Genomic DNA, 22,868 nt, shown 5'->3' on the forward strand with positions numbered 1-22,868 from the left:
TTTAAATTATTAGAATAATCTGTGCATACTTCCTAATACCGCAAAGACCTTGCAAATCATTGATACAGGTATATCTTGCGGCTTGAATTCTGGGCTTTTATTGGTCGGGATCAAGCGGACAAAGCCATCCTTGTCGGAAGTGGTCATACGCTTCACTGTCCGGTAATCTTCCGTTACAATACCATATATCTCTCCGGCAGGAAGGTATTGTATTGGCGACTTCATTTCCTTCATGGCGATGAAGTCTCCGTTGTTCAGTTCTGGCTCCATAGAATGCCCTGTAATGTTGCACCATACAACACCGGGTTTGTTATAGGGCTCAAAATCAATGTAGTAATCCGGGTTTAAGGTTTGATTGTTATACACCAAATCAAACCCTCCTATAAAGTCCACGTTATAATATGGTGCTCCCTTGCGCTCATAGTTTACTTCCGGCTTTTCGTGTGTTTGTGCTTCAATAGGAGCTGTCGGCGGAACGTAGCCAACGCCGTGAACAGGATCGCTGTATGTCTCTTCTGGTGAGAATTCAGCCCTGTTTTTTAACATTGAACCACGACCGTTAAGTAACCAATTCGCATCAATATTGTATAAATCGCTTAAGGTTGCAATTAAATCAGCCCCTACATTCATTCTAGAATTCAGTATTTCTGAAAATTTAGATGGTTTTATATCCAAAGAATCAGAAATAGCACCTTTTCCGGATACTATTCTGCTTGATAGTAAATAGTTTACAGCTACTATGAATCGCTTATTGATAGATTCTTTATTCATTATTTCTGAAATATTATTTCTCTTTTTCTGAATTTTTGTTTGCTATTTCAGAAATTCTGAATAGCTTTGCAAAGTCTTCCAGATAGAAGACGCTCTAAAAGTAGTAATAAAACATATAACAATTAAAAGAATATGGAAGAAAAGCGCAATGAGATTGAAATCACGCTGGAGTTGCAGCGGGAGATCGCAAAGAAATTAGATGTAACGGAAAGAACCGTTCAGTCCGCACTCCGATTTGACACGAACAGTCCATCGGCCAAGCTGATCCGGGCTTACGCTCTGAACCACGGGGGTGATATGTATGAGATCACCAAGAGGAAGGTGGAGAATCCTTACAAGGAAGTAACAATCATTTAAATCGTATTGATATGGAAAAAGAAAAGCAATTCACCGTAGCGGAGAACCTGATAGTGATGGTTGAGCCGAACAAGGAACATGAGTTCTTGATGACTTCTGTAGAAGTTGCTAAAGGATATGGCATCAGTACTTCTGCTTTAAGAAATCATAAGTATAGAAATATTGATGAACTATCAGAAGGAAAGCATTTTGTTACCTGCGTCACAAAAAGTGGCTTAGGCTCAGAATCAGATAATTGTCCACCGAACAAGCAAACCCTTTGGACCAAGCGCGGCATCGTCCGCCTCGGTTTCTTCATCAAGTCGGAACGTGCGAAGCTGTTCCGCGACTGGGCGGAGGACTTGGTGATCTTCACGACCGAGCAGGCCATCAAGGCAGAGCAACTATCCATCTGGCCGGAGCCGGAGAAACGCAAGCATAACCGGTTGACGCAGGAACGCTTGGTCGACCTTCTGGCCGATATCGCCAAGGTTGAGGACAAGGAGCTTCGCTTATCCATCGTAGACAAACTGATAAACAATCATTGATATGACAAAGAAAACAAGACAGAAAATCGAGTTGGGCGCCAAGAAGAAGGCGGCGATAGCCAAGGCGTTCGGGGTTAGCTCGCAGAGCGTGAGCCAAGCGTTGTTGTTTAGGCGAAATAGCCCGAACGCGGCAAGGATACGGGAGGCGGCGTTGGCCAATGGGGGGACGCTGGTACAGATTATTGACGTGACGGACGAATTGAAGAAGGCGATCAAGGTTCTGGACGCGAAAGGTAACGTGGTGAAAACAATCAAGGATTAATCAACATTTAAATCGAATTAAAATGGAAACGAAACTGCAAGTCTTCTACAACGAAGAATCGAATGTGAACATTCGAACAAGAAACATCGACAATGAACCGTGGTTCGTGGCAAAGGATGTGTGCGATGCCCTCACTATCAGCAACAGCCGTGACGCAATGAATCGCCTCGAAGAAGACGAGAGAGGGGTGTCGGTAGTACCGACACCCTCCGGATCACAGTCGATGAATATGGTCAACGAATCCGGCCTTTACAACTTGATCTTCCAGTCCCGCAAGCCCGAGGCCCGTGCCTTCCGCAAATGGGTAACAAGCGAGGTTCTCCCCTCCATCCGGCGTACCGGCTTATACGGCCAAGCGGTAGCGGAACCGGAGCGCAAGCGTCTGCCCCTTCCGAAGTACCGCCCGTACTTCGAGGAGTGGAAACAGCGAGTCCGGCCTTATATCAGCCGGGACGAGCTGGAGATGGCGGCGGATCAACTGGAGGTGACGTTAAGCCACGTGCAAAAGGTGTACGCCGGGACAACGATGAGCGAGCGGATCACACGGGAGATCACGGGCTACGCACGGTATAACCGGAAAAGGAACGTGATCTACCCGGAGCGGGAGCCGGTGTACCGGCAGATGGTGATCGAGTGGGATAATGAAGATGCGGAGTGATTGATTTTGCGAAAAAAGAGCCCGATATCACTTTCTGAAAGTCTTACGAATCATATTTGCGACAAATTAAAAAACTGCATTCAAAATGGAAACAAATCGTAGTATTTATGAAGAGTTGTACAAAATGAAACATGGGCACTATCCATCCATGCTTCATTTGTACATGCGCCGACTCGGTCTATTTGTATTTGATAATATCATTGACTTATTGATAACAGCAGACTTAATATGCTTATTAATACTGCTAATACAGAGGCTCTTAGAGTAGAACGTTGATTCCTATACTGAATGTAATTAAAGAAAGAGGTATTTGCCAAATTTTGGAATGCACCTGTTTTGAAAAAAGCTAAACCTTCTGAGGTAATATGTATTTTCTCATTCGTGGCAGTGATGAACCCCAAACGGGTCAAAGATATGACAGCTTGTTTCAACTCATAGTATCCTATTTCATTAAGCAAGCTTTTATCCAAGCATAGAATCATATAGGAACGAAATTCCTGTTCGGTTAGAGGACCACGTAAGACTAATTCCTCTAATACAAATGATTGAAGCCTATATCTGATATAAGAGCACTTGGCATCTACTGTATATCTTTTGAAATATTCAAAAATCATAATCGCATAAGCTTTATAAAGACCGCCTAAAGATAGGCATTTTAACCAGAATCGAGACTATCCCGCCAAGAAAGTTAAAGGCTTGCAAGAGTCGGATCGGGTCCGGCGGCGGGGCTTGGAAATTAAAAATCGATAATTAAAAATTGAAAATTATGGCGACAGAGAAAAGGGATTACAAGGCGTTGTGCGAGGCCCCGTTCGGGATGGAGTCCGGGTATGAGGTAAACTTTAAGGTTTTGGTATACACCGAGGAGAAGGTGGTGGAATGTCCGGTGTTCAAGGTGATGCGGGCGAAGGACGCATGCAAGGTCCGGAAACAGGGGCGTTGGTACTGGGGGATCACTTGCATGGACGAGGCCACCGGCGAGGAGGAATGGGTGGACTACAACAACTGTGTCAGTCTGGAGGACTGGGCGGTATTGGACAGGTTGCTCAAGCGCAAGTTCGGATGGATGGAGCTGATGGACCCGGGACTGGTGTACGAGACAAGGATCCGGGCGAAGGCGCAATTGAGGGAGGGCGAATGATATGAGACGTATAATGATGGCCATGCTGATAGTGATATTCGCCGCGATGGGATTGTTCATGATGATTTTTGCCGTGGCAGGGTTACAGACGATCCAGTGGTGCCAGGAGGAAGGGCAGCCGATCCCATGGCAAGCGTGGGCGATGTTGGCGACGGTGGTCGTGTGGTGCGTGATCGCCGCCAATATCTCGCCAAGGAGATGGAAGGACGTGGACAGGCTTCTCACGAGGTTAACAGAGGAATAAACAATCGAAGGTGTTTTTTAGGTAAAGATTGGTTTAGGTTTGATCGGAACGCGGCCCGCGGTACGAGGGTGGTCATCCCGGAACGGTTGGAGGTGGTTCGATTCCACCCCGGGAACAAGTTGAATATGATAAAGTATAAACGATATGCCTCACGAATGGAATAATATGATAGTGGTGACGAAGGAAGAGCTGATACCAGACTTCTTCCCCTCGTGGGAAGCGTTGAAAAAGAAATTGGCACGGGACAACAAGAAAACATACGGCATTCGCCGTGCCCGTGAAGGTAAAGGAGCGGGAAACGAGGTCTTGATAGCTTATGACACGCTTCCCAGGGATTGGCGCAAGCGGCTGGGCGATCCGAGGAAAGTGGATTGCTCGCTGGAGCGTTACTACTGGGAGGACCAAGAAGCGGTCTCCTATTTCCGGGACGTATGCCCGGGTAAATACGGTACGATCGACGTGGAACGGCAAAAGGAATACGTCCTGGACGCGAGCGTATTGAAAGCCGCCATCCGATGGCGGTCAGATCACTACGAGGAGTGTATCAAGCTGAACCAGTCCGTAAAAAACACATACAAGACGCTATCCACGGTGGTCAACAACTTTAACGCATGGCGTGGGATCAAGAAACTGCCGCAGTTTAAGCTTCCCACCAACCCGATATCCTTGAAACGTAAGATCGAGAGGTTCGAGGCGGAAGGTTACGCCTCCCTGTTGAAAGGTTATGATAATAACAACCGGGGGAAGAAGGCGGAGCAGACACGCGTCTTACTGGAAAGCATGTACGCGCATCAGACGTTCAAGCCATCCCCGGCCGAGGTCTCCCGCCAATTGGCGGCTTTCCTTAGCGGATATGTCGAGGTGATCAGCAACGAGACCGGCGAGGTGTTCGACCCCAAATCTTTCACCAAGATCAGTCAACGCGCCATCACCATGTTCCTGAACTCATGGGGTAGCTCGACGGCTACCTCCCGCAAACGTACCGGAAACCGGCAGATCCGTTTGGGGAGGTTCGTCCCCTTCGAGCAACTGGAGCATCCGAGATACGCGGGGGCGATCATCTCCGTGGATGACCGCCAACCGCCATTCGAGTACAAGAAGGGGGTGCGCATGTGGTTCTATCTGGGTATCGACCTTGGCAGCGAGGCGATCACCACATGGGTATACGGGACATCGAAAGAGGGTATCATCCTGGACTTCTACCGTCAGATGGTGCGCAACTACGCCGAATGGGGTTTGCCTCTCCCTGCGGAGATCGAGTGCGAGAGCAACCTGAACGCCTCCTATCGGGAGGGATTCCTGAAGGCGGGGAACATGTTCGACCGGGTCCGGATCGAGGCAAATAGCGCACGAAGCAAACGATGCGAGGGTTACTGGAAACCGCTCCGTTACCAAGTGGAAAAGAAGCACGCGGAATGGATTGCCCGCCCGTTCGCCCGGAGCGAGTCCAATCAAGCCGGAACGAAAGAGAAAGGGATCGTACCATACGACAAGCTGGTCGAGCAAGGTCTACGGGATATCGAGGAGTGGAACAATATGCCGTGCAGCATTTACAAGGAAAAGACCCGTTGGGAAATACTTTTCGAGAAGCAACATCCGGAGAACAACCGCCCGATCCCGTACCGCTCCATCCTGCTGACATTAGGGTACAAGACGAAGAGCAGCGTCAGCATGGCGGGACAGGTTCGCTTCCGCAGCTCTATCTTCCTGCTGGCCGACGGCGGTGAGCTGGCCACGGGCGACAAGCTGATCGGCTATATGCAGGTACTCGCCGGAAAAGATATCGATATCTACTGGTTGGATGGCAACGACGGTGAATGCCTGGCCGCCATAGCCTGCCTGCGCGACACGACACGTGTGGTCTGCGAGGTGGTGGAACAACCCCGGACCGCCCGCGCGAAGATCGAGGAGACGGAAGAGCAGGCCAAGAACCGCGAGCTATTCGCCCGTTACCGCAACACGCTGGAGGGCTATAGCCAACGCCGTTATCATGGCATCGAGAAAGTGACCGTGCTGGATCACTGCGAGGCGACGCTGAACCGCAAGTTCCGGATGCCGGGCATCAAGCGGTACGAGGCGACGCAAGAACCGGAGGAGGTGGAGATACTGGAAGAGGCCGTCGTTGAGACACCGTTCGAACCCGATTCAAACCAGGCTCGAAAATCGTTCGCACCAAGTTTAAAAGATAGATTTTGACAAAATAAAAATATAACGACATGATCGAATTAACAGAGGATTATAAGGTAAAGGTTCTCGCCGCCCTTACGGAAGCCCGTGAGCGGTATGACGGGAGCGACACCAACTTCGCCAAGAAGTACGGGATCAACAAGAGCGTCTATAGCGGCTTGAAGAAAGGGGATACCGACAAGAAGATATCCCCGGGCAAATGGCTTGAGCTGGGAAGGCAGCTGGGCGTTTCCCTCAATGAGCGTAACTGGAACATGGCACGCACGGACGTGTTCAACATGATCGAGGAGGACGTGCTTTTCTGCAAGGAGTTCAGCAAGTCCATGATGTTCGTGGACGAGTGCGCGATCGGCAAGACCTATTCCGCCCGCTACCTCTCTCGCACACTGAAGAACTGCTTCTATATCGATGCCACGCAATGCCGGCAGGAACGTACGTTGATCCGGGCTATCGCCAAGGCGGTAGGCGGCGAGCCGGAGGGCACGCTGGAGGAGATCAAGGAGTCCGCTAAATATATCCTGAACATATTGCCCCATCCGATCGTGATCATAGACGAGGCCGGGGCGCTGTCGTACTCCTCCCTCTTGCTGTTGCATGAGTTCTGGAACGGCACGCAGGACTGTTGCGGTTGGTACCTGATGGGGGCCGACGGATTGCGTACGAAGCTACAGAAAGGAAAGGGAACATCGAAGAAACAATCCTACAAGGAACTCTTTTCCCGGTTCAGCAGCAAGTATAACCACATCGTACCGGACGCTCCGGACGACCGTGAGGCGTTTTTCCGTAACCTGATAGAGTCTGTGCTTGCCGTCAATATCAAGGACAAGCGCAAGATCAACAAAATCGTGAACATGTGTCTGGCTACCGACAGTCAAGAGGCCGAGACCGGTCTGCGCCGTGCGGAGACACTTCTTATCTTAAACGAGGATTAACATCATGAGAAGATTATCAGTAAGTAACCTAAACGCCCAGCGATTCAAGTTCATGCCGTTCCTGGGCGAATGGAAGAGGATATTGGGTGACCAGGAGCGTACGGGCTGCTGGCTCATCTATGGCAAGGAGAAAAACGGCAAGTCCACTTTCGCCTTGAACCTGGCGAATGACCTTTCGAGGATCGAGCCCGTATTGTACATATCGGCGGAGGAAGGCACAGGGCATTCCTATACGGCGGCGGTCAACCGGGTAGGCATATTGGATACCAACAGGAATTTCCACTCATGGCCTTTCACCTCGATCGAGGACTTGCGTGAGGAGATCAGGAATAACCGGAAGTGCGAGAAGATCATTTTCATTGATAATCTCACCGTTTATGTCGATCTGAAGAAAGAGGATATCATCAATCTTCTCCGCGACTTCCCGAACGTCCTCTTCGTGTTCCTCGCCCACGAGGATGAGCGGGGAGAGCCACAAGGAGCGCCGGCGGTGATGGCCAAGCAGATGGCATACGCCTATTTTCACGTGAAGGGTAAAGCGGCGTTCGCCACCGTCCGGGGCGGGAACGACGGGCGAATCGATATCGATGAGGAGACAGCCGCCCTTATCCATGGGGACAACACGAGACCGCAGACATCATTTCAAAAACCAAGAATATGACAACGACAAGAAAAAAACGAGTCTACAAAGGCCGCAACACCGGCATGTTTTACGGTTACCTGAAGCGGCTGGCCGGTTATGAGGAAAGCGCCAAGGACGATATAGCCCACGGTACGATCGATTGCTACCTGATCGGCAAATATGGTGCCGGACATGGCCGCCGGGTAAGCCTCTCGGCATTGACGGATCCGGAGTATGGGGAGTTGCTGGACGATCTCCGGCGACAGGTGAGCGTCTCCACGGACCCGGAGCGATTGAGCCGGGAGTTGAACGAGAAGGCGATCCGTAAGGACTGGTACCACCGGATACTACAGCGGTTGTCCCGCATCGGCGTGAACACGACAAACGGATACGACGAGGTCAACCGTCATATCCGGAGCCTCCCGATCAGCCGGGAACGGATCCTCCCGGCGATAGCCATGGAAGAGCTACCGGAACTATTCAAGGCGGTTTGCTCCTATTGTGACAATATATTGAAAAAACAACGCAAGGAACAGGCGATCGCCGAAAGGAACTGACATGGCACGCATCCCTATCGCCCAACGCCTCGCCGATATCGAGGCTCAAGGGCAAGCCGTTAAAAGGCGGATCGAGAAAATGCAGGCGGATCACGACTTCCTGGCCGATGTCCTTCTTTCCCGCCCCGTGGCGGACATGTCAGCGCAACGCCGGCTACTGGAAGAATGGAACGAGGAGATCGAACGGATGAGGCTGGATCTCCAGTTCCTCCGGGACGAATGGAAGCGGTTGGATCGTATCAAGAATAAATCATCACTAAATAAAGTAACATTATGAACATCGAGAATTTGACAAAAGAGCAAAAGGCGGAGCTGAAACGCCAGTTGGAAGCGGAAGAGAAAGCGGAGAAGGCACGTGTGCAACAGGAACGCGAGAACTACAAGTCGATCGTTGACGCGTGGGTGGAGGACAAGGTAAAGAAATTACAGAACGTATCCTCCATCCTGATGACCGAGAAAGCGGACATTTTCGCTACCGCCCAAACGATCATCGACATGAAGGACGACCTGTTCAAGGCCAAGAGCGACCGTAAGAGCGACACCTTCTCCACCTCCGACGGGACGAAGACGATCCGTATCGGAAACCGTATCAACGAGGGCTGGGACGACACGGTGAACGTGGGCGTGGACAAGGTCAAGGGGTATCTGCGTACCTTGGCCAAGGACGACAACAGCGCCAACCTGGTGGATACCGTGATGGGGCTCCTCGCCAAGGATCGCAAGGGGAACCTGAAGGCCCAAAAGGTACTGGAACTTGAGCGACTGGCCGTGAAGAGCGGTAACGAGGATTTCATGGATGGCATCCGCATTATCAAGGACGCTTACCGTCCGGTACCTACCTGCCAGTTCGTGGAGGCCATCGTCCGTGACGAGAACGGCAAGGAGCACGCCATACCGTTATCCATGAGCGCCATCGAATGACACGGGTCAAGGTAAAGTCCGTCACCCTCACCCCCGGTTACTGGATATACATCTGTCCATGCGGCTTCCCTTACAGGGTATCGAGGGTGACACGGACTTCCGCCCACCACGCCACTTATTGTTTTCATTGCAAGCAACAAAACGGTAAATACTATCGAGTCATGAACGAGAGATTGGAATTCACGCAGAACTGGAACGGGAAATTGAATTGTGACAGCTTCACCACGATGCGCTTGCACAACCCCATTAAATATTGTGTCGGGGCGGTCAAGCAGGTCTATCTGAAAGGAATCTGGAAAGGTAACGCACGGATCATCGATGTCAAGCGTATCCATCTGTCCGATATCAACCAGTTCACCGCCAAGCTGGACACCGGCCTTCCCCCGGAGGATTGCCGCCGGCTGATCCGCGCCCTGTACAAGAACCGCCCCGGAATAAACTGGGATGCTCAACTAATAGACCTATGTCTGTTGGAATATCAGAAAGAATCAAAAGAACCTACATTATTTAAATAACGAATATTATGACGCACAATTGGTTTACATGCAAGGTCTCCTACGAGAAGATGTTGGAGAACGGGATGCAAAAGAAAGTAACGGAACCCTATTTGGTGGATGCCCTGTCATTCACGGAGGCGGAGGCACGGATCATCGAGGAGATCCGTCCGTTTATCACGGGAGTGTTCACGGTGGCCGACATTAAGCGGGCCCATTTCAGCGAGTCATTCTTTAATGAGAGCGGCGACCGTTTCTACAAGGTACGCATCTACTTTATCACTATGGACGAGAAGAGCGGAGCGGAGAAACGCACTCTAGCCAAGATGTTGACGCAAGCCTCCAGCGTGAAAGAGGCCCTCGACAACTTCGAGGAAGGGATGAAAGGGACACTCGCTGATTATACGATCATGGAGATCAGTGAGACCCCGATCATGGACGTGTTCCCATTAGAGCAAAGCACACGATGAGCAAGCAACAACATATTATCAGCGTGACTCCCCCGGATTATCAAACGATACGGGAGAATATGACCCTCAGGAACTTCACCTGCCCCGTCTGTAACGGGAAAGGCTCTTTCTCCGAGCAAACAGGCCGGGATGAGTGGGAAACCACGGTTTGCGATTATTGCGACGGCACCGGCAAGGTCAAGGCGGTGGTCGAGATTGATTGGAAACCGGATTATGATTCATGAATCTAAAAAATAATAATAACATGAGCAGATTAAAGGCCGAGGAGGCACGTAAGATAGCGAATGACAACTCAGGTATCATCCAGCGCTATATGGACGAGATAATGATGTTGATAGAAAGGAGAGCGAGGCAGGGAAGTTTCATACTCAATTACAAGTCGGATATTCCTGATGTGACCTTGATAACCCCTATCGTGGAGATATTGACAGTGATGGGGTATGACGTGACGACATTTAGTGTGAAAGACTTGAGTTTAACAATCAAATGGTAAAGATCATGAACGCGAAAGATATGAAAAAAATAGAAAAATTATCCGGAGAATATAATAGTGTTTTTGCCCGCCTGTCGGTAATCGAGAGTGAGCTAACCAAGGAATGTCAGAAATATGTTTCTTGGGACACTGTTCAAGTAAGTATCACAGGCGGTGGTACCCCAATTGTAAAAGCGAAAGGAGAGATAGACGCTGTTCCATTGGAGGAATTTGTCGCACACGCAAGCAAGCATGGGAATATGTCAGAATGCGCTTATGGCCATTTGGCTTGTATTTGATTCAAACTGAAAAGGAACCTGTCCATATTTAAAGCGACACACCCGATCCGGTATCACCGGACCGGGTGTTTTTTTTAGGGTTCCCCGACATGGTCGGTTATCGTTCTTACCTGCCGTGGGGTCAATATCTTCTGGCCGGTACTATAGCCGGCATCTTCTAGCTTGGCTAGCAATTTTTCTTTGTTCATCCACTTTTTTAATTGGTTACTGGCACTTTGAGGGGTGCTGTTCGGAAAATAAAGCATGGCCAGTTCCTGAAGGCCATATGCGTGTATCTTAAAATCACTCATGTAAGAAATCCTTGGTTTCGGTAAAAGTAAGGATAAAAAACAAAGGGCGCAACCTTTTTCCGGAAAGCATACGTGCTATAGGAAAAAAGGATGCGCCCTTTTTAGTTGCCACCCGCTACCGGGCTAGATCTCGTCGGGGCTCTCGGAATCTCCCCCGGCCGCGGGCACCTCTCCCTCCACCTGCCGCTCGAAGGTGGTGAGCGCCCTCGTCGTGCGCAACTTGCCGCCCGGCGTGAACACGATCTTCGGGGTCTTGATCTGCGCCGTGCTGAAAGCCTTCGCCGTGAGCGACCCCGTGGAGCCTACCTCCATGCGAAAATTCCCAATCTCGCCGAACTGCACGATGCGCCCGGCCCGGAGGTTCTTGTCCAGGATGTAGTTCATGCGGTCCATCACCGCCTTCACGTCCGCCGATGTCAGCGTACAGTTCTCGGCTATCTCCCCGCAAAGCTCGTCGAAGGATACGTAACCATTGTTTACCGCCTGGGCGTAGAACTTCCTGGGGTTCTCCTTGTTGTCCTTACCCAGGTTCTTTCTCTCGATCAATTTGAATTTCTGTGCCATGATGAATAATGTGTTAATTAGATAATATGCCAATGTGCCAATGGAAGTGACCGTTGACATGGGCAAAGGTGGGGCTCGGGCCGTATATGGATGTGGTATATGCGGACGTTAGTGAATAATTATACGGGAAAAGGGAGAAAGTGTGGGATATATGCGTTACTTTTGTATTGAAAAGATTGTGGTTATCTATGGCGAAAGGAAGAAGCAAGAATCTGATCTCGCTCCGGGACGAGAAATTGATCCGTCGTTATTACTATTGGACAGAGATACGGCGTCGTCGTTTTGATGACGCTTTGGCGATCCTGTCCCAAGAGGAATTTTTCATTTCCGAGGCCCGCATCATGGCCATTATCCGGAAGAATTGCGACAAGCTGACGGATATAGAGGTAAGGCCGGTCCCTAAGGTCAAGATGCCACGTGTCACCGCCATGCAACTCACCCTGTTCGCCGGCGAATGACCTCAAGCCGGCTCCTCGTCGATTATACACTCATAGGTACTCTCGTACACCTTGATGGCTCCCGGTAGCGAGAACCAGCGGGAGGAGGTACGATCCAGCGGCGTGGCTCCCGCCGGATCCAGCAGGCGGACGATGTCGTGGAGTCGCTTGAACCGATCGATCCGTCCGGTTATCTTATCGGCGGTTCCGCTGGTATAGTGCGTATCGTCGTAGCAATCGATACAGAGCCGGGTGACGATCGTGGCGGTTCCCCGCTGGTAGTCATCGCAAAGCGTCTCCCACCGGATCCCCTCGATGCCGATCAAGACGCAGGGGAAGGTGACGGGATAGGTATCCTCCTCGGTTTGCAACTGCCCGTAGTCCTCGTCCACGAGCGTCAGATCCGGCATGCCCTCGGCGATGGCGGTCTGGATGGTGTTGAATAGATGCTCCATTTTGGTAATTGAAAATTGAGAGTTGAAAATTGAAAATTAAATGTCCCCGATGATCTTTAGTAACTCCTCTTCGGTATAGTCCCGTACTTTTTGGGCGAGCTCCGTGCTTTGTCCCATGAACTTTCGCTGTGGGATATGAACGACGGAGGTTTGCTTGGGCGTAAGTGCCAGACGTTTCCACATCCGGTCATGATCGTTCATGGCGGCCTCCTTTTGCTTGCGGACCTCCGGGCTGTCCTCGTCCGTGATTCCGGCGGATTCGAACCAGCGACGCCAGGCGTACTTGCGCATCCGGGGGGTGATCCGGTGCTGTACGGTTCCCCCCGTGTTATGTATCGGGGCGTATTCCACGTTGTTCTCCACGGTCACACGCCCCGATCCCGTCTTGTAGGTGAAACCGCCGTACAGGTTGTTCCGGCCGCTCAGCAAGGGGGTACGGTTGTAGTAGCTGCCTTTGCCGCCATGTTCCTGCCGTCTCGTCCTCTTCCATCTTGTCAGCCCGTTATCGTTCCATCCGCCATCCTTGAAGTTTCTCTTGAAATGGCTGATGGCGATCTCGCCTATCCGGGCGGGCCATCGTTTGTCGTGAAAGGCGATCAACGCGGATTTTTTCTCTTCCAGACGTTTTATTAATTGATTCAAGTCGCTCATATTAAAATAATTTTGTATGTTTGCGAAACAAAAGGGAGGTAGAGAAGACTGTATTGGATTGCAGATCCTTTGGCAAGTTCTTTATTTCCCTTTTAACTTTTCCACGATTGTGTAAAACATTAGCTCTCCTGTTTTCAACTCTCGTATCACTGCGTAAGAAGGCTCCCCGTTAATCTCGATCTCAAAGTAATAATACTTTTTCACCATTTGATTGTTCTTGTCATCATCACGTATCAAGGCGAGTCTAGCGTTTCCCAACAAGCGCACGATATATCTCATCGCCTCGTTCTTCTCCATCAGATACCGATGCGGTTGATTCAGCGCCTCCTTGATACCGGTAGACGTGAACGATACCGGAGCTCCCAGGCCAGGGGCGTAAGCCGTCTTCCCGATCAGGTTCTCTCTCGCCCATTCACGTATCTCGGCTCGTTGTCGCTTGATATCCTCCTTGAATATCCGGGAGTCAGGGGATAGCGATCGCTCCTCGATAAACTTCCGTACCGCCTCCCTCGCCCCCTTATACCCGTTCCGGATGTATGGATGCGTATCGCTGAATAGTTTGGCATCCTTGGCCGGGTTGTTGTCCAGCCCGGGGCTGGGACGATCGGCGGGCGATCCGTGCGGGATCTCGTCACGTGTCGTGGCGGGCTCATCAGTGGCCTCAAGATCGCATTTGCAATTCCAACGGTCACCGGGGCGGTGCACACCCCAAAACGGGTCATCGACGGGGCGGATCACGTTCCAGAATAACCGGTGATCCTCCCCGGGGTGAAGGCTGGTACTCTCCACCCACCTAAGGTTAGGGAGCACGTCGGAGTTGGCCTCGAACCGCTTCCACTGGGCCGCCTGCCGGGCACGGATCACGGCGGTACTGTATTCCGTCTGGAGCCAGTTCCGGAGATGCGTGGGGGCTACCAGCCCATGTACGTCATGGGCGAACCGCTCGAACGGCTTCAGCTCGCCGTCCCCGTCCAGCAATTGCCGGGCGATGTCGTTCTGGAAACGGTGCGTACGGAAAGCGGCGAAGACACCGTTATTATATCGCAGCTCATGATAGAAATCAGCGTCCCGGTCATTGTAGGAATGTACCCCGAATCCCTTATCGGTAGCCTCGTTGAAACAACGCCAGAACTCACGCCACGCCCCTGTCTCGATATCGGTGGCGATATCGAACTCGTGGGCGTAGATGCGCCGGATCATCTCCTGAAGGATCTCGGGGTTGAAGGCGAATCCCTCCTCTATACGTGTGGCGGGTGAGTCTTGGTTGTAATACAGCCTGTTCGTTACCAGTCTAAAGCCCCCGGATTCCCCTCGGGGGCCTCCCCGAAAAAACGGGTAAGCAGGTTCGCGAAGGAGGTTTTCTTCCCCTGTTTAGGCTCTTTTTTGCCGATGTCGTCCTCCTTGTCAGCTACGGCTTTCCCATTGGAATTTTCAATTCTCAATTTTCCATTCTCAATTTGCTCCGCGTAGTCCTTCGGCTTGTTCAATCCGAACTCCTCGTACAATTGGTCATGATCGATGGGTAGGCCCAGGCTGTCCAGCTTGACGAGAATATCCACACGCCCGGCGGGATCCGTGTTCTTGGGGAACACGAAGGAGAACTTCCCACCACGGGTATCGATGCCGAACGACTCGAAAAGGTCGGTCATCTGGTAGTTCAGCACGTTAAGGACAAACCGCTTGTCCCTCTCCAGCAAACGATCCTCCGCTTTCTTCTGTACCGTTCCCAGCGCCTGGGTGCCTTTCTCTCCCGCCTCGGTTGTCAGGGTGTTACCGAGGATATGCTTGCTTATCTCCGCGTTGCAGAAAGAGGCCAGACCTTTATAGAGGTCACTGGATCCTGTCTTGTTGGATGCCTCATGGAGCGTGAGGTTACTGCCCTCGGGATGGAGGAACACGGAGCTGGCACCCTCGCCGAAGATATCGTTGACAAGGTTATAGCGGGCCTCGTCATCGCCCACGTTATAGGTATATTCCCGGATCGGTTGCCCGAAGAGCTCGGCGAACTGCGACCAGTCCGCCACGTCCCCCCGCTTGTAGAGCACCCATGGGATGTCCCTTATCAATTCCCCGAGATCGCGGGGACGGCCCACGAAAAACATGTCATCGTAATCATCCCATGGCGTGCCGTGGATATCCGTTTGCGTACGCATGATCAGGCGGCGTACGGGTTCCACGTGCTTGCGCGGGACCAGGTCATAGGCCAACCATCCATCCTTGTCCCGTTTGAACTGGAACAGGCTGTTACCCCACCATATCGTATCCAGCAGGTCATCCAGGAAGTCGAGGAACCAAGGCGATTCCAGCATCTCGTTGATCCGTTCGTCCGGTTCACCCCCACGGGAGAACTCCACGTTGGCCGATAATACCGCCGACTTGCGTTTCTCCAATACGCTCGTGAGATGGGTATCCAACAGGGCGGTATCATATAGGTCGTACAATTTGACCCGGTTCGGGAAGTCCACCCGCTCCGCCTCGGTGACAGCCCTCATATAATGGCTGATATCCCGGTTCCACCGGGTAGCCTGCGTCAACAATATGGTATTGCCTCCGGCGGGCTGGTTGAATAACCCCCCGGCCGTGATCTGTCTTTTATTCTTGTTCTTTCTCATTTCGAATGCCGTTTAAATAAGATTTAAAAATGAACCGTCCGTTTCGGGTTGCCCATCCATAGAAAATCCCGCTCGCGCTCCTCTTTTCCCAGCAACGGGATGCCGTTTACGCTGATATTGCCTCTCTGCACGCCCTTCAGCCATTCCACGGCCCGCTCGTAGCGATCCTTCCGGATGCCGTTCTGCATCTTTTGCGGGTTGCCCGCGCAATAAAGATGGTAGGCGGCTATGTCGAGGCACATCATCAGCACGAGCGGATGCCGGTCTCCGCCACGGGCATCGAATATATCTTCCACGTCGTAGCGGGCGGAGAGGTAGGATTTCATCTCCTCAATGGCACGGTCCTCGCAGATATCAAGGATGGAATCATCCCCCCGGGTCAGCGCCTCGATGATCTCACGGCGCACGGAAGCGTCGTAATCTTCCGGATCGATAAAGTGTGTCATAACCTATATTTGTTTTTGAAGCGGAAGGCCTTGGCCGGGATCGTGACCGGAGGTGCCATCCGCTGGATTTTATGATCGATAATGCGTTTCGCCCCCTCGACGCAGTCGGGACCGTCGGCGGGGAACTTGAGCGATAGGGTGAAGAGCAGGAACTGGTCGGCGAGGCGCTGCATGTCGGGATTATCTTTCTCCGCTATATTGAAAATCAGCTTGCCCTCACGGTTTATCGGTTCTAGGTTCGCCTCGATGCGGGTCGCCTTGTCCGTTTTCTTCTCCTCGTCCGGGAAGATGGAGACACGTGTGTCATGCTCCCGGCACTTCTCCTGGAGCAACGGGCGGAACACCTGCCGGAAGAACGGGTCTTGCAGGGAGTTGTTCTCGATATAGTTGTAGACGGTCGTCTTCCCTCTCACGTAGTCGTTCAACAGGAAATACCAGTCAATGAACTCCGCGTTCAGGCCACGGTTCAGGAAGCCCTTGAACACGTAGTACGTGCCCTCCAGCTCGCCTACCAGCCAAACAGCCTTCGTGGAGCTTTTCTTCGATTTGTTCTCACCCGGGGCCGGGTCGCCATAGGCTACCACGAATTTGAATCTCGACAGCGGCGGCACCTTGCCCCAACGTAGCTCCTTGAACACCTCACCCTCGCTGACGGGGTTGTTGTAGTACTCGGTTTGCTGGGCGGAGGCGCTGATCTTACTCAACGTCTCATCAATCGCCTCTTCGCTATTCTTTTGTGGCCAAGTGCTGTTACCGTCCTTATCCCGGATATTGACGATATCCCAATGCCTCGCTATCTTTCCGGCACGCACCACGCAGCAATCCTTGGCGATAATATTGCCACAGAAGATGACCAAGAGGGCGACAGCCGGGTCACGGGTTCCATAGACCGCCTTTTCCCAGAAGCTCCACATCGCTTCTACACGGTCCGCATTGCGGCAAGCCTCGTCGGTATCGTAATCGTCTATCAGAAGCACGTCCGGGCGGTAAGATTTATTACGCGAGCCACGGGGTGCGTTACCGAAACCGATCGCACGAAAGGCTATATCGCTATTGGTGATGAATTCCCCCTCAGTCCATTTATTCATCCCTGTCTGGTTGCCATAATAAGCACGGATCCGGGGATTCTTCTCCAGCTCGTCCCGGTAGGGAGCTAGCAGACGTTTGGCGGCATCCTCGGTGGCACTGATCATCATGATGTTGCGTTTCCGTCCGGTCAATACAAGGAAGAGGACGATAAACATTACGATTGTCGATTTGGCAAGGCTTCGTGCCCATGATAGCACCTCATACCACTCATCCTGTTTGATACAACGGTTGATGGCACGGATCTGGAACGGAGCGAACGGACTTTTAGCATAATCAGGGAAGAAATATAGGATCCACTCGATAGGATTCTTCTCCAATCGAGTGAGAAATCTCGCTTTCTCGGTGTCGTTCTTATGCTCCAGCAGCACGTCTGTTTGCAAGGAGGCTTGGAACTTCTCCCAGCCTTTTAGGGCATCTCTCTCCTCTGTAGTCATAACGTACTCCTTATAAAATTATCCCACAAAACTCCGAATTCCTTGGCCTTGCCAGTGTCGATCGACCGGAGCCATACGAGGAATCGGGTGGCGGAGCTGATCAAGTCTTTCAAACCGGCATCCTTCTCCAGCTTGTCGATGGCGGCAGAGAGTTGCGCTATCGTCTTACTCTCTGTAGCAGAAGCGAACCGCTCACCCGTCGGACGCTGGGCGATTACTCTGTTGATCTCGGCGATCTGCCGTTGCAGGTTCATGATCTGTTGCTCACGGGTCATGGTGAGTCCGGCTTTCATCTCCTCCCATTTGCCCGTGGTGATCCATGTCCCCACGGTCCGGCGGCTGACACCTACCTTTTCCGCTATCTCCTGCTGCGTCAGGTTCTCACGCAAGTAGAGAAGCCCGGCGTACTCTTTCTTTTGAGCGTTCGTTAAATCTGCCATAATCACGATCTTTTTGAAGCAAAATTGGCGGTAAAAACGGGGGCTGGCAAATTGGCTTTTCAAGATGGATAGTTACGCTTTTATCATTGATATATAAAATTTTATCATGTAATTCCGATTTGCACGGGGGCTTTTTCCTTCTCACTTTTGCGTCAAAACAAGCGCAATATGGCAAAACAGTTTTTCAATATGATAGCCGGAAAAGACGGCACGGCGTGCGTGCTCCTCTATGGTAACATCGGCAGTTACGACGATGATATCCGTAGCGGCGACATTGTCCGCGAGCTGATGGAGATAGAGGCCGTCTACAAAAAAGTAGACATACGCGTCAACAGCATGGGCGGCGAGGTCTATTCCGGTATCGCGATCTTTAACGCCCTCCGCGGCAGCAAGGCGGACGTGAACATCTACATAGACGGTATCGCCGCCAGCATCGCTAGCGTGATCGCGTCGTGCGGCAAGCCCGTACACATGAGCCGGTACGCCCGCCTGATGGTTCACAGCGTATCGGGAGGGTGTTATGGCAACAAGGATGAGATCCGTCAATGCGTGGACGAGATCGAATCGCTTGAGGAGACCCTTGCGGACATCTACGCGGCACGCTGCAAGAAGACAAAAGACGAGATCAAACAACTGTTTTTCGATGGTGGAGAGCATTGGTTCACGGCGGACGAGGCGTTGGCGATGGGATTGGTGGACAGCGTCTATGATACTGACCCGGTCCCGGAGGACTGTACCCCGCGGCAAGTGTTCGATATCTATCAAAACAGGTTAAACCCAAAGAATATGTTATTGGACGAATTAAGAAAACGACCGTCGTTCGCCAACATGGCGAATGATGACGAGGTGCTCCGCCATGTCGGGCATCTGGAGACGGAAGCCGGGAAGGTTCCCGGATTGACGACCGAGAACACGGAGTTGAAAAACCGGCTCAAGGCGTACGCGGACAAGGAGGAGGCCGAGGCCGCCGCCGCCCGTACCGCCCTGGTAGACGCGGCTGTCAAGGACGGGCGCATCAAGGAGCCACAACGTGAGGTATACCTGAACCTGTTGAAGGCGGATCCGGAGAATGGCGAGGCCGCATTGAAAGCCTTGAGGCCATCCCGCCGGGTGATGGATGACCTACACACCCCTCCCGCCGGCGAGGGATCCCCATGGGAGAAACGAATGAACGAGATTAAAACCAACTTAAAAAAGTAAGAGACGATGATTGTAATTCAAGGAACCAATTACACGGGCGAGGTGCTGGAGATGCTACTGACCCGTGCCGCCACAGGAAACGAGCTGGTCGAGAAAGGACTGATCCGTATCGTGCCTGAAGTGTCGAAAAAGTTTTCCATCCCCCGCCTGCGCACCGGAAAGATGTTGCAGAAACGTAAGGAGATGCCGACCCAAGATGATGCGAAAGGTAATTTCACGTACGACGAGCGCGAGCTAGTGCCGGTAGACTTCATGGCTTTCACTGACTTCAACCCCCGTACGTTCGAGCAGATTTGGCGACCGTGGCAACCGAAAGGCAACTTGGTGTTCGCAGAGCTTCCGGCCGAGGGACAGAACGCCTTGCTGCGAGAGTTGGCGAAGTCCGTCAAGTTCGAGCTGGGCTTCCATTTCATAAACGGTGTGCTCGGGGAGGATGACAACCACTTGTTCAACGGGATCGTTACCCGTATGCTCGCCGACAAGGATGTCGTGACCATAACCTCCAAGGAGACGACCATGATCAAGAAGCTAAAGGCCGTCAAGGACAAGATCCCGACAGTCATGCGATCTAACCCGGGACTACGTATCCTGATGAGCATCACCGATTTTGACAAGTACGACGAGGAATTGACACAACAACCGAACAAGGGGGCGAATTACACGGACATGAACGTGGAGCGCTACAAGGGTATCCGTATCGTCCCGGTGTCCAACTGGCCGGACGGATTGATCGTGGCCACTATCTGTGGCATGGATTATGACACCAACCTATGGGCGGGCGTCAACCTCGTGGATGACATGGACGTGATCCAGATTGATAAGCTCACCAATGCCGGCGAGAGGTATTTCTTCAAGATGCTCATGAAAGCCGATACGAATATCGCTTGGGGTGAGGACGTGATCATGCTGGACGCTAGGGAAACGAAGGTAGCGACCTTGGCCGGTACGACCGTAACGATGGCTACACCCGTCTCCACGTTGGAGGACACACCGACGGAGGACGCTGTCTTCAGCGTTACCGGAGATGGCGTTATCCTGGGAGCCCGTCTTACCATCACGAATAAAGCTTCCGATAAGAAGATATCCGTGGGAGACATTGAGATAGCCGGGGGTAAAACCGCCGTTTTGGGCTATGATGGTAAAAAATGGTTTAAGGCGGCCGAGGCATGAGAACCAGTCAATGCGGTATTAACCTGATCAAGGGATTCGAGAGCCTCCGGCTGGAGGCGTATCGTTGTCCCGCGGGTGTTTGGACGATCGGCTACGGCCATACCGCCAACGTCCGCGGCGGTGACCGGATCGATGACCGGAAAGCCGAGCAGCTACTGGTGGAAGACTTGCGTGGTGCCGAGGCCATCGTGAACCGTGAGTGCCCGGGCGTGAGCCAGAACCAATTCGACGCGTTGGTGTCGTTCGTGTTCAACGTGGGCGAGACCCAATTCAAGAGATCAACACTCTTGAAATGCGTGAAAGCGAACCCGGACAACGTGAATATCCGCTATGAGTTCTCCCGCTGGACACGATCCAAGGGGGTGGAGCTGGCGGGGCTGATACGACGCAGGAGAGCCGAGGCGGACCTGTATTTCTCTTAATCACTAAAAAGGATGGAGCAACTTTTCGACATATTACGGGAACTGATAAACAGCGGTTTCGGACTTTGGGGTATCATCATGTTCGTTCAGACGCGGCGATACAAGAAAGCGGAGCTGACCCGTGATACCGTTTCCGTATACCAGAAAATTGCCGAGTCGAACAACGAGACATTACTGAAGCAAAATGAGAAAATTATCCTCTTGGAAGAAAAAGTGTCCGGGTTCCTGTCTATTATCACACGCATGGAGGAATGCAAGCGTTATACTGCTTGCCCTGCTCGCCCTGTCGTGCAGGACTGCAAGAGAAAATACTTCCACGCGACTGTCAGACAGTCTAAACTGGAACAAAAAGGTATCCGTTACCCCCGTGACAATCCCGTCGAGCCTGGCGGAGCTGACAATCCCGACGGACAGCCTCCGTAAGCTCCCCCGGGGAGCCGTATATACCAAGAAATCCGGTAATATCCGCGTGATGGCCAGTATAAAGGGTGACAGCCTATACGTCATAGCCGAGACGGAGAATACCCCGGGATTGAACTATACGGAAGAGGAGAGCCTGGCGCATACCCGGAACCAGCTGTCACGGTCGGAAGCGGCAAAAGAGCCGGTCATATCCTCTTTCTGGAACCGTCTTAAACACGGTTTGATCGGCATTTCAATAACAATCTTTTTAATAATCATTCTCAAAACATATAGGAAATGGAAAATAAAACAACATCCATCGGGCTGAGGAAGGCCCTGTTCGCTGACGTGAACCCCGCCGGGGGCATGCCGGCTGTGATGAGGCAGTTGGCGCGCACGATGAAGGGCACGGCCTCGTTCACCACCGAGGCGGACACGACCAGCGACTTCTATTGCGAGGAGGAACCCGCCGCCCCCGTTGAAAGCGCGCCCAACGAGCCGGGTTTGAAACAAGTGAAACTGAATTTCTTGGAGTGGGACAACGATACCTTGAAGGAGGTATTCGGAGGCACGGTATCGGAGGTCGAGGACGTGACCGTCGAGGGCAAGAGCTACTCCGTGACAAAATACCAGGCCCCACGCGATATCGTGACGGTACGTAAAGCAGTTCGTGTGATCACGCCGCACAACGTGGTGATCGATATCCCGAACGCCCAGGTGACCGCCCGCTTCGTATGGAACCTTACCCGTACCGACATCGCCCAGATCGAGGTGACGGCCAAGGCGCTCGCCCCGATCGGAGAGAACGACGGCCCGTACGCCGTCTACAAGCTGGGCGAGCCTAAACCCGGCGCATGATGGACAAGGTAGAGATGGAGGCCGCCGAGGCCCTGCTGGACCATCGGCTCAAGATCATCCTCCCAGCGCCATGGTTCTTGCGGATATTCGGTAAGAAGAGCATCGGATATTGGATGAAACGGCCGGTTGGCAGCAACGTGTTCCGTATCGCCCGGCTTTTCTGCCGGATGAATATCGACATAAAGAGGTTGATGTCCGGGGATATCGGCACGTTGATGGAGTATATCGACAAGCACGGCGTGACGGCATCGAGACTGATCGCCTACGGCATGATCCGGGGATCGATATCGGCGTGGCTGCTGAACCGCCCGTTGGCCTCATATATCCGTTCCCATATGGGGATGCGTGGCATGGCGGAGTTGATGAAGATCGTGGTACTGACTTGTGATGGGTCGGATTTCGTGAGTATTATCGCATCGGCGGCAAGTTTGAGACTGACAGAGCCGGTGACGAGCCAACCGACAGGGAAAGGGAGTTAAAGGAG

36 protein-coding genes are annotated in these 22,868 nt (G+C 52.2%); 24 read left to right on the plus strand and 12 right to left on the minus strand.

The genetic code is table 11. The features are described 5' to 3' along the window. Positions 1-9 precede the first annotated feature (9 nt). Entirely contained in the window at positions 10-771 is a 762-nt protein-coding gene (locus DWX33_RS06440; RefSeq protein WP_233570129.1) for a S24 family peptidase, read from the minus strand. A 132-nt stretch (positions 772-903) separates the two neighbouring features. Here DWX33_RS06440 and DWX33_RS06445 point away from each other — a divergent pair, with 132 nt between their 5' ends. Genes DWX33_RS06445 through DWX33_RS06460 form a run of 4 tightly spaced genes read left to right on the plus strand, consistent with a single transcriptional unit; the run spans position 904 to position 2,575 of the window. Continuing rightward, entirely contained in the window at positions 904-1,128 is a 225-nt protein-coding gene (locus DWX33_RS06445) for a hypothetical protein (protein ID WP_122380059.1), read from the plus strand. An 11-nt stretch (positions 1,129-1,139) separates the two neighbouring features. After that, entirely contained in the window at positions 1,140-1,655 is a 516-nt protein-coding gene (locus DWX33_RS06450; protein ID WP_122380060.1) for a hypothetical protein, read from the plus strand. A gap of 1 nt (position 1,656) precedes the next feature. Beyond that, positions 1,657-1,917 carry a hypothetical protein gene (locus DWX33_RS06455; protein WP_122380061.1) on the plus strand — a complete coding sequence of 87 codons (261 nt, stop codon included), beginning with the start codon at positions 1,657-1,659 and terminating at the stop codon, positions 1,915-1,917. A gap of 22 nt (positions 1,918-1,939) precedes the next feature. Further along, complete coding sequence (locus DWX33_RS06460; RefSeq protein ID WP_122380062.1) at positions 1,940-2,575, plus strand: Bro-N domain-containing protein; 636 nt, start codon at positions 1,940-1,942, stop codon at positions 2,573-2,575. A gap of 197 nt (positions 2,576-2,772) precedes the next feature. On the opposite strand, the gene DWX33_RS22495 is transcribed toward DWX33_RS06460, so the two are convergent. Next, positions 2,773-3,189, minus strand: coding sequence for a hypothetical protein (locus DWX33_RS22495; RefSeq protein ID WP_122380063.1), 417 nt, complete (start codon positions 3,187-3,189; stop codon positions 2,773-2,775). 143 nt (positions 3,190-3,332) lie between these two features. On the opposite strand from DWX33_RS22495, the gene DWX33_RS06470 reads away from it, so the two are divergent. From DWX33_RS06470 to DWX33_RS06530, 13 genes are all read left to right on the plus strand, one after another. Then, entirely contained in the window at positions 3,333-3,716 is a 384-nt protein-coding gene (locus tag DWX33_RS06470; protein ID WP_147425497.1) for a hypothetical protein, read from the plus strand. Positions 3,717-3,815: 99 nt separating this feature from the next. Continuing rightward, a complete protein-coding gene (locus DWX33_RS22285) occupies positions 3,816-4,124 on the plus strand; it encodes a hypothetical protein (protein WP_147425498.1) in 309 nt (102 codons plus the stop codon). Further along, positions 4,105-6,156, plus strand: coding sequence for a hypothetical protein (locus tag DWX33_RS06480; protein ID WP_122380066.1), 2,052 nt, complete (start codon positions 4,105-4,107; stop codon positions 6,154-6,156). Before DWX33_RS22285 ends, DWX33_RS06480 begins: the two co-directional genes overlap by 20 nt. Positions 6,157-6,176: 20 nt before the next feature. Further along, on the plus strand, positions 6,177-7,079 hold the full coding sequence (locus DWX33_RS06485; RefSeq protein WP_122380067.1) for an ATP-binding protein: 903 nt from the start codon (positions 6,177-6,179) through the stop codon (positions 7,077-7,079). Between the two features lie 4 nt (positions 7,080-7,083). Continuing rightward, on the plus strand, positions 7,084-7,740 hold the full coding sequence (locus DWX33_RS06490) for an AAA family ATPase (RefSeq protein ID WP_122380068.1): 657 nt from the start codon (positions 7,084-7,086) through the stop codon (positions 7,738-7,740). Next, complete coding sequence (locus DWX33_RS06495; RefSeq protein ID WP_147425499.1) at positions 7,737-8,258, plus strand: hypothetical protein; 522 nt, start codon at positions 7,737-7,739, stop codon at positions 8,256-8,258. The genes DWX33_RS06490 and DWX33_RS06495 overlap by 4 nt, the downstream gene beginning before the upstream one ends. Position 8,259: 1 nt before the next feature. Continuing rightward, a complete protein-coding gene (locus tag DWX33_RS06500; protein ID WP_122380070.1) occupies positions 8,260-8,535 on the plus strand; it encodes a hypothetical protein in 276 nt (91 codons plus the stop codon). After that, positions 8,532-9,179, plus strand: coding sequence for a DUF3164 family protein (locus DWX33_RS06505; RefSeq protein ID WP_122380071.1), 648 nt, complete (start codon positions 8,532-8,534; stop codon positions 9,177-9,179). The genes DWX33_RS06500 and DWX33_RS06505 overlap by 4 nt, the downstream gene beginning before the upstream one ends. A 161-nt stretch (positions 9,180-9,340) precedes the next feature. Next, entirely contained in the window at positions 9,341-9,694 is a 354-nt protein-coding gene (locus DWX33_RS06510; RefSeq protein WP_122380072.1) for a hypothetical protein, read from the plus strand. 8 nt (positions 9,695-9,702) lie between these two features. After that, the gene (locus DWX33_RS06515) at positions 9,703-10,143 is read left to right on the plus strand and encodes a DUF4494 domain-containing protein (protein WP_122380073.1); all 441 of its coding nucleotides are present in this window, start codon (positions 9,703-9,705) and stop codon (positions 10,141-10,143) included. Then, positions 10,140-10,367, plus strand: coding sequence for a zinc finger-like domain-containing protein (locus DWX33_RS06520; protein ID WP_122380074.1), 228 nt, complete (start codon positions 10,140-10,142; stop codon positions 10,365-10,367). Before DWX33_RS06515 ends, DWX33_RS06520 begins: the two co-directional genes overlap by 4 nt. Before the next feature lie 20 nt (positions 10,368-10,387). Further along, entirely contained in the window at positions 10,388-10,636 is a 249-nt protein-coding gene (locus DWX33_RS06525; RefSeq protein WP_122380075.1) for a hypothetical protein, read from the plus strand. 20 nt (positions 10,637-10,656) lie between these two features. Continuing rightward, positions 10,657-10,914: a hypothetical protein gene (locus DWX33_RS06530; RefSeq protein ID WP_147425500.1), complete on the plus strand. Its 258-nt coding sequence runs from the start codon at positions 10,657-10,659 to the stop codon at positions 10,912-10,914. Between the two features lie 74 nt (positions 10,915-10,988). Here the strand turns inward: DWX33_RS06530 and DWX33_RS06535 are convergent, their stop codons facing one another. Beyond that, positions 10,989-11,204 (minus strand): DUF4248 domain-containing protein, encoded by a 216-nt coding sequence (locus DWX33_RS06535; RefSeq protein WP_122380077.1) that lies wholly within the window; start codon positions 11,202-11,204, stop codon positions 10,989-10,991. A gap of 123 nt (positions 11,205-11,327) precedes the next feature. Continuing rightward, complete coding sequence (locus DWX33_RS06540) at positions 11,328-11,768, minus strand: HU family DNA-binding protein (RefSeq protein ID WP_122380078.1); 441 nt, start codon at positions 11,766-11,768, stop codon at positions 11,328-11,330. A 188-nt stretch (positions 11,769-11,956) separates the two neighbouring features. Between DWX33_RS06540 and DWX33_RS06545 the strand changes: the two genes are divergently transcribed. Further along, positions 11,957-12,226, plus strand: a complete 270-nt coding sequence (locus DWX33_RS06545; protein ID WP_122380079.1) for a transposase — start codon at positions 11,957-11,959, stop codon at positions 12,224-12,226. Positions 12,227-12,228: 2 nt separating this feature from the next. Here DWX33_RS06545 and DWX33_RS06550 read toward each other — a convergent pair whose 3' ends face one another. The 7 genes from DWX33_RS06550 to DWX33_RS06580 form a co-directional block, all read right to left on the minus strand. Beyond that, complete coding sequence (locus DWX33_RS06550) at positions 12,229-12,660, minus strand: hypothetical protein (protein WP_122380080.1); 432 nt, start codon at positions 12,658-12,660, stop codon at positions 12,229-12,231. Between the two features lie 36 nt (positions 12,661-12,696). Beyond that, positions 12,697-13,311 carry a phage virion morphogenesis protein gene (locus DWX33_RS06555; protein WP_122380081.1) on the minus strand — a complete coding sequence of 205 codons (615 nt, stop codon included), beginning with the start codon at positions 13,309-13,311 and terminating at the stop codon, positions 12,697-12,699. Positions 13,312-13,392: 81 nt separating this feature from the next. Further along, complete coding sequence (locus DWX33_RS06560; protein ID WP_122380082.1) at positions 13,393-14,511, minus strand: phage minor head protein; 1,119 nt, start codon at positions 14,509-14,511, stop codon at positions 13,393-13,395. An 83-nt stretch (positions 14,512-14,594) separates the two neighbouring features. Then, positions 14,595-15,923: a DUF935 family protein gene (locus tag DWX33_RS06565; RefSeq protein WP_122380083.1), complete on the minus strand. Its 1,329-nt coding sequence runs from the start codon at positions 15,921-15,923 to the stop codon at positions 14,595-14,597. A 23-nt stretch (positions 15,924-15,946) separates the two neighbouring features. Continuing rightward, on the minus strand, positions 15,947-16,369 hold the full coding sequence (locus tag DWX33_RS06570) for a phage protein Gp36 family protein (RefSeq protein WP_122380084.1): 423 nt from the start codon (positions 16,367-16,369) through the stop codon (positions 15,947-15,949). After that, on the minus strand, positions 16,366-17,892 hold the full coding sequence (locus DWX33_RS06575; RefSeq protein WP_122380085.1) for a hypothetical protein: 1,527 nt from the start codon (positions 17,890-17,892) through the stop codon (positions 16,366-16,368). The genes DWX33_RS06570 and DWX33_RS06575 overlap by 4 nt, the downstream gene beginning before the upstream one ends. Next, entirely contained in the window at positions 17,889-18,332 is a 444-nt protein-coding gene (locus tag DWX33_RS06580) for a helix-turn-helix domain-containing protein (protein ID WP_122380086.1), read from the minus strand. The genes DWX33_RS06575 and DWX33_RS06580 overlap by 4 nt, the downstream gene beginning before the upstream one ends. 168 nt (positions 18,333-18,500) lie before the next feature. Here DWX33_RS06580 and DWX33_RS06585 point away from each other — a divergent pair, with 168 nt between their 5' ends. The 4 genes from DWX33_RS06585 to DWX33_RS06600 are packed head-to-tail and all read left to right on the plus strand — an operon-like array spanning position 18,501 to position 21,547. Beyond that, positions 18,501-19,532: a head maturation protease, ClpP-related gene (locus DWX33_RS06585; protein ID WP_233570130.1), complete on the plus strand. Its 1,032-nt coding sequence runs from the start codon at positions 18,501-18,503 to the stop codon at positions 19,530-19,532. Between the two features lie 6 nt (positions 19,533-19,538). Continuing rightward, positions 19,539-20,702 carry a hypothetical protein gene (locus DWX33_RS06590; RefSeq protein WP_199713279.1) on the plus strand — a complete coding sequence of 388 codons (1,164 nt, stop codon included), beginning with the start codon at positions 19,539-19,541 and terminating at the stop codon, positions 20,700-20,702. Next, positions 20,699-21,124: a lysozyme gene (locus DWX33_RS06595; protein WP_122380087.1), complete on the plus strand. Its 426-nt coding sequence runs from the start codon at positions 20,699-20,701 to the stop codon at positions 21,122-21,124. The genes DWX33_RS06590 and DWX33_RS06595 overlap by 4 nt, the downstream gene beginning before the upstream one ends. Positions 21,125-21,136: 12 nt before the next feature. Then, on the plus strand, positions 21,137-21,547 hold the full coding sequence (locus DWX33_RS06600) for a hypothetical protein (RefSeq protein WP_122380088.1): 411 nt from the start codon (positions 21,137-21,139) through the stop codon (positions 21,545-21,547). A gap of 114 nt (positions 21,548-21,661) precedes the next feature. Here the strand turns inward: DWX33_RS06600 and DWX33_RS22360 are convergent, their stop codons facing one another. Beyond that, entirely contained in the window at positions 21,662-21,805 is a 144-nt protein-coding gene (locus tag DWX33_RS22360; RefSeq protein ID WP_158595288.1) for a hypothetical protein, read from the minus strand. 18 nt (positions 21,806-21,823) lie between these two features. On the opposite strand from DWX33_RS22360, the gene DWX33_RS06605 reads away from it, so the two are divergent. Both DWX33_RS06605 and DWX33_RS06610 read left to right on the plus strand, forming a co-directional pair. Next, the gene (locus tag DWX33_RS06605) at positions 21,824-22,384 is read left to right on the plus strand and encodes a hypothetical protein (protein WP_122380089.1); all 561 of its coding nucleotides are present in this window, start codon (positions 21,824-21,826) and stop codon (positions 22,382-22,384) included. Next, positions 22,384-22,863, plus strand: a complete 480-nt coding sequence (locus tag DWX33_RS06610; RefSeq protein ID WP_122380090.1) for a hypothetical protein — start codon at positions 22,384-22,386, stop codon at positions 22,861-22,863. The genes DWX33_RS06605 and DWX33_RS06610 overlap by 1 nt, the downstream gene beginning before the upstream one ends. Positions 22,864-22,868: the final 5 nt, after the last annotated feature.

Origin of the sequence: Parabacteroides sp. AF19-14, assembly GCF_003635485.1 — a bacterium.
Taxonomy (GTDB): domain Bacteria; phylum Bacteroidota; class Bacteroidia; order Bacteroidales; family Tannerellaceae; genus Parabacteroides; species Parabacteroides distasonis.

Excerpts from the sequence above, each read along its gene's own strand:
- DWX33_RS06440 (WP_233570129.1), bottom strand. The coding sequence starts at position 771 with ATGAATAAAGAATCTATCAATAAGCGATTCATAGTAGCTGTAAACTAT.
- DWX33_RS06570 (WP_122380084.1), bottom strand. The coding sequence starts at position 16,369 with ATGACACACTTTATCGATCCGGAAGATTACGACGCTTCCGTGCGCCGT.
- DWX33_RS06490 (WP_122380068.1), top strand. The coding sequence starts at position 7,084 with ATGAGAAGATTATCAGTAAGTAACCTAAACGCCCAGCGATTCAAGTTC.
- DWX33_RS06460 (WP_122380062.1), top strand. The coding sequence starts at position 1,940 with ATGGAAACGAAACTGCAAGTCTTCTACAACGAAGAATCGAATGTGAAC.
- DWX33_RS06450 (WP_122380060.1), top strand. The coding sequence starts at position 1,140 with ATGGAAAAAGAAAAGCAATTCACCGTAGCGGAGAACCTGATAGTGATG.
- DWX33_RS06480 (WP_122380066.1), top strand. The coding sequence starts at position 4,105 with ATGCCTCACGAATGGAATAATATGATAGTGGTGACGAAGGAAGAGCTG.
- DWX33_RS22360 (WP_158595288.1), bottom strand. The coding sequence starts at position 21,805 with ATGATTATTAAAAAGATTGTTATTGAAATGCCGATCAAACCGTGTTTA.
- DWX33_RS06530 (WP_147425500.1), top strand. The coding sequence starts at position 10,657 with ATGAAAAAAATAGAAAAATTATCCGGAGAATATAATAGTGTTTTTGCC.
- DWX33_RS06445 (WP_122380059.1), top strand. The coding sequence starts at position 904 with ATGGAAGAAAAGCGCAATGAGATTGAAATCACGCTGGAGTTGCAGCGG.
- DWX33_RS06510 (WP_122380072.1), top strand. The coding sequence starts at position 9,341 with ATGAACGAGAGATTGGAATTCACGCAGAACTGGAACGGGAAATTGAAT.
- DWX33_RS06585 (WP_233570130.1), top strand. The coding sequence starts at position 18,501 with ATGGCAAAACAGTTTTTCAATATGATAGCCGGAAAAGACGGCACGGCG.
- DWX33_RS06555 (WP_122380081.1), bottom strand. The coding sequence starts at position 13,311 with ATGAGCGACTTGAATCAATTAATAAAACGTCTGGAAGAGAAAAAATCC.
- DWX33_RS06600 (WP_122380088.1), top strand. The coding sequence starts at position 21,137 with ATGGAGCAACTTTTCGACATATTACGGGAACTGATAAACAGCGGTTTC.
- DWX33_RS06565 (WP_122380083.1), bottom strand. The coding sequence starts at position 15,923 with ATGAGAAAGAACAAGAATAAAAGACAGATCACGGCCGGGGGGTTATTC.
- DWX33_RS06520 (WP_122380074.1), top strand. The coding sequence starts at position 10,140 with ATGAGCAAGCAACAACATATTATCAGCGTGACTCCCCCGGATTATCAA.
- DWX33_RS06605 (WP_122380089.1), top strand. The coding sequence starts at position 21,824 with ATGGAAAATAAAACAACATCCATCGGGCTGAGGAAGGCCCTGTTCGCT.
- DWX33_RS06590 (WP_199713279.1), top strand. The coding sequence starts at position 19,539 with ATGATTGTAATTCAAGGAACCAATTACACGGGCGAGGTGCTGGAGATG.
- DWX33_RS06545 (WP_122380079.1), top strand. The coding sequence starts at position 11,957 with ATGGCGAAAGGAAGAAGCAAGAATCTGATCTCGCTCCGGGACGAGAAA.
- DWX33_RS06540 (WP_122380078.1), bottom strand. The coding sequence starts at position 11,768 with ATGGCACAGAAATTCAAATTGATCGAGAGAAAGAACCTGGGTAAGGAC.
- DWX33_RS06495 (WP_147425499.1), top strand. The coding sequence starts at position 7,737 with ATGACAACGACAAGAAAAAAACGAGTCTACAAAGGCCGCAACACCGGC.
- DWX33_RS06610 (WP_122380090.1), top strand. The coding sequence starts at position 22,384 with ATGGACAAGGTAGAGATGGAGGCCGCCGAGGCCCTGCTGGACCATCGG.
- DWX33_RS06580 (WP_122380086.1), bottom strand. The coding sequence starts at position 18,332 with ATGGCAGATTTAACGAACGCTCAAAAGAAAGAGTACGCCGGGCTTCTC.
- DWX33_RS06525 (WP_122380075.1), top strand. The coding sequence starts at position 10,388 with ATGAGCAGATTAAAGGCCGAGGAGGCACGTAAGATAGCGAATGACAAC.
- DWX33_RS22495 (WP_122380063.1), bottom strand. The coding sequence starts at position 3,189 with ATGATTTTTGAATATTTCAAAAGATATACAGTAGATGCCAAGTGCTCT.
- DWX33_RS06485 (WP_122380067.1), top strand. The coding sequence starts at position 6,177 with ATGATCGAATTAACAGAGGATTATAAGGTAAAGGTTCTCGCCGCCCTT.
- DWX33_RS06535 (WP_122380077.1), bottom strand. The coding sequence starts at position 11,204 with ATGAGTGATTTTAAGATACACGCATATGGCCTTCAGGAACTGGCCATG.
- DWX33_RS06500 (WP_122380070.1), top strand. The coding sequence starts at position 8,260 with ATGGCACGCATCCCTATCGCCCAACGCCTCGCCGATATCGAGGCTCAA.
- DWX33_RS06455 (WP_122380061.1), top strand. The coding sequence starts at position 1,657 with ATGACAAAGAAAACAAGACAGAAAATCGAGTTGGGCGCCAAGAAGAAG.
- DWX33_RS06515 (WP_122380073.1), top strand. The coding sequence starts at position 9,703 with ATGACGCACAATTGGTTTACATGCAAGGTCTCCTACGAGAAGATGTTG.
- DWX33_RS06560 (WP_122380082.1), bottom strand. The coding sequence starts at position 14,511 with ATGATCCGGCGCATCTACGCCCACGAGTTCGATATCGCCACCGATATC.
- DWX33_RS06575 (WP_122380085.1), bottom strand. The coding sequence starts at position 17,892 with ATGACTACAGAGGAGAGAGATGCCCTAAAAGGCTGGGAGAAGTTCCAA.
- DWX33_RS06550 (WP_122380080.1), bottom strand. The coding sequence starts at position 12,660 with ATGGAGCATCTATTCAACACCATCCAGACCGCCATCGCCGAGGGCATG.
- DWX33_RS06595 (WP_122380087.1), top strand. The coding sequence starts at position 20,699 with ATGAGAACCAGTCAATGCGGTATTAACCTGATCAAGGGATTCGAGAGC.
- DWX33_RS06505 (WP_122380071.1), top strand. The coding sequence starts at position 8,532 with ATGAACATCGAGAATTTGACAAAAGAGCAAAAGGCGGAGCTGAAACGC.